We start from the raw sequence: 7,607 nt of genomic DNA, 5'->3' as shown, positions 1-7,607 counted from the left end.
GGGGCGGTCGTCACGTTTGTGTCCACTGCCCGGTGACGATTTCGTCGCTGCGCCACATACTGGCGCGCAGTTGACCTATGCTGCTGACAGCATGACGCTGGTTCAATTCTGAGGGATGCTCAATGTTTTACGTGCAACGCGATGCGCAGGGCCTGTTGGTACGCGTGGAACCCGCCGCCTATGCCGAGGCCACGGAAACGCTGCCGGCCGACAATCATGAAATCCAGGCCTGGTTTGCCAATGCGGCGGTGGAGAACAGCCTCAAACAGCTCAAGCAAAGCGACTTGGAAATGATCCGGGTACTCGATGACTTAATTCAGGTGCTGACCCAGAAAGGCGTGATCCGCGTCACCGACCTGCCGACGGCGGCCCAGGCCAAACTCATGGACCGAAACCAGGCCCGTGAAGCCTTGGGTGGCTTGAGCCAATTGATCGATGATGAAGAGACCGGGCTGATCTGACGCCCCCTCCGATCACTCCCGCGCCCTGCGTGGGAGCGATCGAATCAGCGCCAGGGCTTGGGCTCGCCGAACAACTGGCCCTGCACACCGTATAGCCCCATCTCGCGAATCACCGACAACTCGCCTTCCGTCTCGACCCGCTCGGCAATCAGCGGCAAATCAATGCTGTGTGCCGCTCGCTGGATCGCCTCGATGAACAGGCGTTTGTCACTCTCCAGGTCAATCGAGCGAATGTAGCTGCCATCGATCTTGAGGTACGCCAGCCCCAGCCGCGCCAGGTTGCCGATCATGCTGAAGCGTCCGCCAAAACGTTGCAGGCTCAGTGAGAAGCCGAGTTCGCGCAGGCGCCGGGTCAACTGCTCCAACACGGCCTGATCAGGCAGTTGCTCTTCGCCAATCTCCAGGGTCAGACGCGGGCCAAGGTTGGAGTGCGCACGCAGTAGCTCGAAGATTTTGTTTTGCGCCTGCGGGTCGCCCAGGGTCGCCGACGACAGATTCAGCGCCAGCGACTCCTCATGTTCGCTCATTTGCGCCAACACTCGTTCGAGCATCAGCCGGTCCAGGCGCGCGGTCCAGCCGAAGCGCTCCAGCCAAGGCAGAAAACGCCCGGCGGGGATGGTCTGGCCGCGCTCGTCGAGCAGTCGCGACAGCACTTTGTAATGCAGTACCAGTTGCGTGTCCTGGGCGGCCACTACCGGCTGGAAATACAGCTCGAAGCGCCGCTGTGTCAGCGCCTGGTCGAGCATCTGATGCCAGGCGTGGTGATCGTCGCCGACACTGGCCGAGAGGCTGTGTTCGAGGCAGGCCCAATTCTGCTCGCCCTGACCTTCGGCCTGGGCCAGCGCCTGATCACCGAGGCTGAGCACGGCTTGCGGCGAGTCACCGTGAGCAAAAGGCGCCAGGCCGATAGACGCCACGGCAGCCACATCAGTGGCGCCGGTAGCGTGCAGACTGGCCAGGGCGCCGTCGAGATTTTGCGCCAATTGCAGCGCTTCTTCGCGCACCAGCCCCGGCGCCAGCACGGCAAATTCGCCACCACGAATACGGGTCACCAGGTTCTGGGTTTCCGGGTACTTGGCGCACTCGCGAGTCAGTTGCTCACCGACGGCCTTGAGCACTTCATCGGTGCGCTGGCCACCGAGGCGCTGGTTGAGGCCGGCCAGATCCTTGACCCGCAACAGCAGCAGATAACCGGAGCTGGCCTGCTCCGGGTTGCTCACCCGGGCATTCAGTTGCATCTCGAAATAGCGCCGGTTGGCCAACCCGGTCAACGAATCCTGATAGGACTCGACCCGCAGTTTTTCACTACGCTCGGCCTGTTCCTGGAACAGCGCCTTGAGCTTCTCGACCATCTGGTTCATGGCCTGCACGACCCGGCGAAGCTCGGGAGTGCGCGGCAGTTCCGGCAGGCTGAGGAACTCCCGTCGGGCGATGGCGTGGGATTGCTTGACCATGTAATCCAGCGGTCGCAATTGCTGGCGCAGCAACAGCGCGCCGAGCACCGCACTGACGGCGCCGCATAGCAGCAACCAGCCCAGGCTGCCCAAGGCGCTTTGCCACAACTTGGCCAGCGCGAACATCGGATGGCTGACGACCTCGACCCGGGCAGCCTGCTCCCAGCCGCGGCTGACGATCGCATCACCACCGGCGGGCTCCAGACCGATCAGTTTGACGAACCAGTCCGGAACGTTGTTGACCGCCGGAATGCCCGTGCGCTCAACCAGGGGCTGATCGGTCTTCAGATCGACCACGCGGATACTCGCGTAGTAGCCACTGTCGAAGATCGAGCTGACCAGCAACTCGACCATCGCCGGGTCGTCGATATTCGGGGTCAGGGAAAGCGCCAGCGCGGTCGCAGCGTCCTGGGCATGGGAGCGCAACTGGTTGACGTACTGAGTGCGCGAGCTCTCCAGGCTGACCATGAAACTGCCGGTGAAGGCGACCACCAGGAACAGACAGATAGCAATCAACAGCTGTTTGAACAAAGACATCTGAGCACGTGCTCCTAGTTAGTCGTCTCGACCGGGAATCCTTCGGCCTGCATTTTCTTCAACACATCCTGCCAGCGCGACAGACGCTTGGTATCGCCGACCTTTTTGTTGCCTTTGGCACCCGGCAACCACAATCCCTCTGCGTTGAAAGAGTAGACCGGCAGCAAATCCTTTCGTTGGCTGGCCGGCTTGATTGCATCGATCAGGCTGTCGAGCACCAGGGGCTCGGCCTCCGGACTCGAGTAGTAGGTCAGCACCATGTGCGCGCGGTTCTGGGTCAGTGCCTTGACGTAGGTAATACGCAGCTTTTCACTGGCTACACCGAGGTGACGCAGGCTGAAGTACTTGGCAATAGCGTAGTCCTCACAGTCGCCGGCGCCTTTCCACAGGGCTTCGATCGGGGTTTCCCAGTAATCGACTTCATGCCAAAGGTCGATGTCTTCAACGTATCGCACCTGCTTGTTGAAGAAGCGATTGACCACATTGAGTTGTTCCGACTCGCTGATCTGCTTCTGACTGGCCAACAAGTATTGCCAATCATTAATGCGTTGCTGGCCCTCTCCCAAAGGTCCGTACAATGCCTGCGCCCGCCGGCTGATCAGGGAGAAGTCCCAATCGGCACTCAAGCTGCCCAGCATCACGCCAGCCAGCAGCAATGCGCTGCACAGCCAGCGTAAAATCCGGGGGATCGTTAAACATGCCGCCAATGCGAGGCATCCTGGGTAGGCAGGAGAGAATTGTTCGAATGGTGAAGGTTAGTCCGGAAAAAGACAATGGCACGGTGAGATCACTGGTGGCGCGCTAAACTGAAACAAAGGCATTCGTTCACTTGTTTGACAAGCTGTCAGGCAGTCACTAGTGTCATTTGGATCCAAAAAATTCATTATTCAGGGTGCGTTTAGTGACACAAAAGCCCAACCCTCTGAGCAGTATCAAGGTCAACGGGCCGATTCCCGCACATCTGGCTCGCTCGGTGATCGAAGAAACCCTGCGCGCGGCGATACTTGACGGGCGCATCCCTTGCGGCGCGGCCCTGCGCCAGCAGGACCTCGCCGATCTGTTCGGCGTCAGCCGCATGCCCGTACGGGAAGCCTTGCGCCAGCTCGAAGCACAGTCGTTGCTCAACGTGGTGGCCCATAAAGGCGCCGTGGTCGCGCCGCTGGTCCAGGGAGACGCCGTTGAAACCTACGCGCTGCGCATCCTGCTGGAGTCCGAGGCCCTGCGTCTCTCGGTGCCATTGCTCCAGGACGAAGATCTCGAGCAGGCTGCCCGCTACATCGACGAACTCGAAACGCAAAGCGACTACAGCGAAATCGGCCGGCTCAACCGCTTGTTCCACATGACGCTTTACTGCCGAGCACCCAATCGCCGGCTGTTGAAACTGGTTGAAGACGGCCTGAATGAGGAAGAGCGGTTCCTGCGTTTCAACCTGGAAGCCATGGGCCTGGGCAAACTGTCCCAGGACGACCACCAGGCACTGTTGCGCGCCGCCAAGGACCGGGACGTGGGACACTCCGTGAAGTTGCTCGAGCATCACCTGAACCGAGCGGTCGAGGTCATTACGCGCTACCTCAACAGCCCTGAAGTCCAGACCAGAAACACACCGAAGTAACCCCCCAGCGGCAAGTACAAGACGTGAGAAAGCCCGTTGTGGAGAGACTCCACAACGGGCTTTTCAGTACCCCTGAAACGACAAAACCCCTGTCTGCGTTAGCAGACAGGGGTTTTGGAATTCAATCTTGACGATGACCTACTCTCACATGGGGAAACCCCACACTACCATCGGCGATGCATCGTTTCACTTCTGAGTTCGGGATGGGATCAGGTGGTTCCAACGCTCTATGGTCGTCAAGAAATTCTGTGACCAGCCCGTTAGAACATCAACGTGCCGGTGAAAATGGGTGACTTCTACTAAAAACAAAACCCCAACTGCTTTCGCAATTGGGGTTTCGGAATTTAATCTTGACGATGACCTACTCTCACATGGGGAAACCCCACACTACCATCGGCGATGCATCGTTTCACTTCTGAGTTCGGGATGGGATCAGGTGGTTCCAACGCTCTATGGTCGTCAAGAAATTCGGGTACCGAGTCGTGGCCAGTTGGCCTCGCTTCAGCAAATTGGGTATGTGACAGCGGGTGTTTTGTGAGTCTCTCGAACTTTCGGTTCGTTTCGTCTTCACACACCGCAATCTGGTGCCTTTTCAGGTCAGCAAATTGCTTGGGTGTTATATGGTCAAGCCTCACGGGCAATTAGTATTGGTTAGCTCAACGCCTCACAGCGCTTACACACCCAACCTATCAACGTCGTAGTCTTCGACGGCCCTTCAGGGGACTCAAGGTCCCAGTGAGATCTCATCTTGAGGCAAGTTTCCCGCTTAGATGCTTTCAGCGGTTATCTTTTCCGAACATAGCTACCCGGCAATGCCACTGGCGTGACAACCGGAACACCAGAGGTTCGTCCACTCCGGTCCTCTCGTACTAGGAGCAGCCCCTCTCAAATCTCAAACGTCCACGGCAGATAGGGACCGAACTGTCTCACGACGTTCTAAACCCAGCTCGCGTACCACTTTAAATGGCGAACAGCCATACCCTTGGGACCGGCTTCAGCCCCAGGATGTGATGAGCCGACATCGAGGTGCCAAACACCGCCGTCGATATGAACTCTTGGGCGGTATCAGCCTGTTATCCCCGGAGTACCTTTTATCCGTTGAGCGATGGCCCTTCCATACAGAACCACCGGATCACTAAGACCTACTTTCGTACCTGCTCGACGTGTCTGTCTCGCAGTCAAGCGCGCTTTTGCCTTTATACTCTACGACCGATTTCCGACCGGTCTGAGCGCACCTTCGTACTCCTCCGTTACTCTTTAGGAGGAGACCGCCCCAGTCAAACTACCCACCATACACTGTCCTCGATCCGGATAACGGACCTGAGTTAGAACCTCAAAGTTGCCAGGGTGGTATTTCAAGGATGGCTCCACGCGAACTGGCGTCCACGCTTCAAAGCCTCCCACCTATCCTACACAAGCAAATTCAAAGTCCAGTGCAAAGCTATAGTAAAGGTTCACGGGGTCTTTCCGTCTAGCCGCGGATACACTGCATCTTCACAGCGATTTCAATTTCACTGAGTCTCGGGTGGAGACAGCGCCGCCATCGTTACGCCATTCGTGCAGGTCGGAACTTACCCGACAAGGAATTTCGCTACCTTAGGACCGTTATAGTTACGGCCGCCGTTTACCGGGGCTTCGATCAAGAGCTTCGCGTTAGCTAACCCCATCAATTAACCTTCCGGCACCGGGCAGGCGTCACACCCTATACGTCCACTTTCGTGTTTGCAGAGTGCTGTGTTTTTAATAAACAGTCGCAGCGGCCTGGTATCTTCGACCGGCGTGGGCTTACGGAGCAAGTCCTTCACCCTCACCGGCGCACCTTCTCCCGAAGTTACGGTGCCATTTTGCCTAGTTCCTTCACCCGAGTTCTCTCAAGCGCCTTGGTATTCTCTACCCAACCACCTGTGTCGGTTTGGGGTACGGTTCCTGGTTATCTGAAGCTTAGAAGCTTTTCTTGGAAGCATGGCATCAACCACTTCGTCACCCAAAGGGTAACTCGTCATCAGCTCTCGGCCTTAGAATCCCGGATTTACCTAAGATTCCAGCCTACCACCTTAAACTTGGACAACCAACGCCAAGCTGGCCTAGCCTTCTCCGTCCCTCCATCGCAATAACCAGAAGTACAGGAATATTAACCTGTTTTCCATCGACTACGCTTTTCAGCCTCGCCTTAGGGACCGACTAACCCTGCGTCGATTAACGTTGCGCAGGAAACCTTGGTCTTTCGGCGTGGGTGTTTTTCACACCCATTGTCGTTACTCATGTCAGCATTCGCACTTCTGATACCTCCAGCAAGCTTCTCAACTCACCTTCACAGGCTTACAGAACGCTCCTCTACCGCATCACCCGAAGGTGATACCCGTAGCTTCGGTGTATGGTTTGAGCCCCGTTACATCTTCCGCGCAGGCCGACTCGACTAGTGAGCTATTACGCTTTCTTTAAAGGGTGGCTGCTTCTAAGCCAACCTCCTAGCTGTCTAAGCCTTCCCACATCGTTTCCCACTTAACCATAACTTTGGGACCTTAGCTGACGGTCTGGGTTGTTTCCCTTTTCACGACGGACGTTAGCACCCGCCGTGTGTCTCCCATGCTCGGCACTTGTAGGTATTCGGAGTTTGCATCGGTTTGGTAAGTCGGGATGACCCCCTAGCCGAAACAGTGCTCTACCCCCTACAGTGATACATGAGGCGCTACCTAAATAGCTTTCGAGGAGAACCAGCTATCTCCGAGCTTGATTAGCCTTTCACTCCGATCCACAGGTCATCCGCTAACTTTTCAACGGTAGTCGGTTCGGTCCTCCAGTCAGTGTTACCTAACCTTCAACCTGCCCATGGATAGATCGCCCGGTTTCGGGTCTATTCCCAGCGACTAGACGCCCTATTAAGACTCGCTTTCGCTACGCCTCCCCTATTCGGTTAAGCTCGCCACTGAAAATAAGTCGCTGACCCATTATACAAAAGGTACGCAGTCACCCAACAAAGTGGGCTCCCACTGCTTGTACGCATACGGTTTCAGGATCTATTTCACTCCCCTCTCCGGGGTTCTTTTCGCCTTTCCCTCACGGTACTAGTTCACTATCGGTCAGTCAGTAGTATTTAGCCTTGGAGGATGGTCCCCCCATATTCAGACAAAGTTTCTCGTGCTCCGTCCTACTCGATTTCATGACTAAGAGATTTTCGCGTACAGGGCTATCACCCACTATGGCCGCACTTTCCAGAGCGTTCCGCTAATCTCAAAGCCACTTAAGGGCTAGTCCCCGTTCGCTCGCCACTACTAAGGGAATCTCGGTTGATTTCTTTTCCTCAGGGTACTTAGATGTTTCAGTTCCCCTGGTTCGCCTCTTGCACCTATGTATTCAGTACAAGATAACCATCTTATGATGGCTGGGTTCCCCCATTCAGACATCTCCGGATCAAAGTCTGTTTGCCGACTCCCCGAAGCTTTTCGCAGGCTACCACGTCTTTCATCGCCTCTGACTGCCAAGGCATCCACCGTATGCGCTTCTTCACTTGACCATATAACCCCAAGCAATCTGGTTATACTA

At 56.4% G+C, this 7,607-nt stretch carries 4 protein-coding genes and 3 rRNA genes; 2 read left to right on the top strand and 5 right to left on the bottom strand.

The genetic code is table 11. From position 1 onward, the window contains the following. Positions 1-122: 122 nt before the first annotated feature. On the top strand, positions 123-461 hold the full coding sequence (locus ACEN83_RS00050) for a hypothetical protein (protein WP_015092944.1): 339 nt from the start codon (positions 123-125) through the stop codon (positions 459-461). 44 nt (positions 462-505) lie between these two features. Here ACEN83_RS00050 and lapD read toward each other — a convergent pair whose 3' ends face one another. Then, positions 506-2,452 carry a cyclic di-GMP receptor LapD gene (lapD, locus tag ACEN83_RS00045; RefSeq protein WP_495579176.1) on the bottom strand — a complete coding sequence of 649 codons (1,947 nt, stop codon included), beginning with the start codon at positions 2,450-2,452 and terminating at the stop codon, positions 506-508. A 14-nt stretch (positions 2,453-2,466) separates the two neighbouring features. Next, entirely contained in the window at positions 2,467-3,159 is a 693-nt protein-coding gene (lapG, locus tag ACEN83_RS00040; protein ID WP_007978958.1) for a cysteine protease LapG, read from the bottom strand. A 194-nt stretch (positions 3,160-3,353) separates the two neighbouring features. Between lapG and ACEN83_RS00035 the strand changes: the two genes are divergently transcribed. Then, positions 3,354-4,064: a GntR family transcriptional regulator gene (locus ACEN83_RS00035; RefSeq protein ID WP_495579175.1), complete on the top strand. Its 711-nt coding sequence runs from the start codon at positions 3,354-3,356 to the stop codon at positions 4,062-4,064. 125 nt (positions 4,065-4,189) lie between these two features. Here ACEN83_RS00035 and rrf (ACEN83_RS00030) read toward each other — a convergent pair. The 3 genes from rrf (ACEN83_RS00030) to ACEN83_RS00020 all read right to left on the bottom strand — a co-directional run bounded on the left by rrf (ACEN83_RS00030) (position 4,190) and on the right by ACEN83_RS00020 (position 7,578). Then, positions 4,190-4,305: ribosomal RNA gene (rrf, locus tag ACEN83_RS00030) — 5S ribosomal RNA — on the bottom strand. A 107-nt stretch (positions 4,306-4,412) separates the two neighbouring features. After that, positions 4,413-4,528: ribosomal RNA gene (gene rrf / locus ACEN83_RS00025) — 5S ribosomal RNA — on the bottom strand. A gap of 156 nt (positions 4,529-4,684) precedes the next feature. Next, positions 4,685-7,578 (bottom strand): 23S ribosomal RNA (locus tag ACEN83_RS00020). Positions 7,579-7,607 lie beyond the last annotated feature (29 nt).

It is taken from the genome of Pseudomonas sp. Pseusp49, assembly GCF_059491875.1.
This window is presented reverse-complemented; position numbering and strand designations above follow the sequence as displayed.